This is a genomic window from Phocaeicola sp. RTP21198st1_B8_RTP21198_201120 (genome assembly GCF_040929485.1).
Taxonomy (GTDB): domain Bacteria; phylum Bacteroidota; class Bacteroidia; order Bacteroidales; family Bacteroidaceae; genus Phocaeicola; species Phocaeicola dorei.
Window position 1 is genome coordinate 1 of sequence record NZ_JBCOCI010000263.1, and the last position, 1,720, is coordinate 1,720.

General features: G+C 36.0%; 2 protein-coding genes. Both read right to left on the reverse strand.

Translation table 11 applies throughout. From position 1 onward, the window contains the following. On the reverse strand, window positions 1-876 hold an 876-nt coding region (locus AB5935_RS25220; RefSeq protein WP_368327781.1), incomplete at its 3' end, for a secretin and TonB N-terminal domain-containing protein. A 24-nt stretch (window positions 877-900) separates the two neighbouring features. Continuing rightward, window positions 901-1,720: FecR family protein (locus AB5935_RS25225; protein WP_368327782.1), on the reverse strand; the 820-nt coding region annotated here is incomplete at its 5' end.

The window sequence follows — 1,720 nt, forward strand, 5'->3', positions numbered from 1 at the left end:
AATGAATAAGGGTTGATTAGGTTGATTTTGATAGTTGCTTTTTAATGAACTTGTCTCTGTTGTTGGAAAGCTGGAAGTACCACGCATGGACATTGTTGGAGTTGTATTAGGATCGGAACCCATGCTGAAATTATCTGCGATGTATAACGTAGGGTCTAAGTTCTTCAAACTTTGAAAAACATTCTGATTTCCGACACGCATCAGATCTTTGCTTGAAATAGTAGTTGCTGCCCCAGTAAAACTTTCCGCTTTACGAGTATAAATACCAGTAACGATAACTTCATCTAATTTAGTATCACTCTTTAGAGTAATATTTTTCCGTACATCATTCCGACCACTATTAATCATCACTAGTTGAGTAGACATTCCGATATATGAAAAGGTGATAGTACATGTTGTATTAGTGGGAATCTCTATACTGTATTTACCATTATTGTCAGTTATAGCAAATCGTTGAAGATCACTAATTACAACATTAACACCGGGTAAGGGGTATCCTTCTTCGTCTGATACAATACCGGTTGCGGAGCGTTTATCTCCTTGTTGTTCTGCTTTAGAGATGGTAACAATATCTCTTTCCATGCTATAGGTGAGTCCTGTGCCATTAAGAACAGTGCGTAGTACGCTATCCACAGTTTCATCTTTTACATGGATGGTGATGGGTTTCAGTGACTTTGTCTGCTCTGTGTTGTAGACAAAGCTTAATCCGGTTTGTTGTCTTAAAGCATCGAAAAATTCTTTGACAGTGACAGATTCCAGATTTAAAGTTACTTTTTTGCCACTTTTAGGAATGGCAAACATCATTGTGGGTAATAGTAATAATACTATTACTAGAGAAAGTATTCGGACTCTTTCTCTACTTTTTGTCTTTCTCATTCTTTCTTCTTGTTTAATTAGTAATTAATTGTCTGTGATTAAAATCTCTCTTCCTTTTATCTTTATTTGTAAATTCGTAGTACGTGCTATTGCTTTTAATATGGGGCTGATTGTGGCATATCGGTCCATGTTTCCTGTAAATCGAAGTTGTTTAAGTTCGGAAGTGCCAAAGGAAATGTCTACATTATACCAATGTTCTAAGATCTCAACAATATTCTCCAAAGTGCGATTCTCAAAGATGAGTCGTCCTTCATTCCATGCTATATAGGGAGTTAGATCTACATTATGTATTGATATATTGTTGTTCTTTTGCTCAATATGGGCTAATTGTCCAGGTTTAATGAATTGTTCTTGGCTGCTTTTTGTGGGTATAATACTAATGCTTCCTTTTACTAATGCAACTTCTGTACGTTCGGGGCTAAAAGTGTTAACGTTAAATTCTGTGCCATACTGTCTTATTGTTCCATGGTCGGTGATAACATAGAAAGGACGAGTATCTTGGGCAACTTTAAAATAGGCTTCTCCTTTAAGATAAACCATACGTTTCGTCTGACTGAATTTTACTGGATATCGTAATTCTGTATTATAGTTAAGATGTACGGTTGTTCCATCTTCAAAGGTTACTCTGAACTCATTACCTTGTTCTGTGGTTAACGTATTATTTTCTATAACTTCGCTCCGTTGTTTCAGAATACTATCTATATTTGTATTAGGTGTTGTCGGATAGATAAGAGCACCATTCTGCGCTATAGCAGTTGTGGAATGATTAACTTTAACTGGTGTTGGATATGTTGGGGTAAGTGATTGCTTGTTGTTGCCAGCTAAAATCAATGTAGCTTTAGGA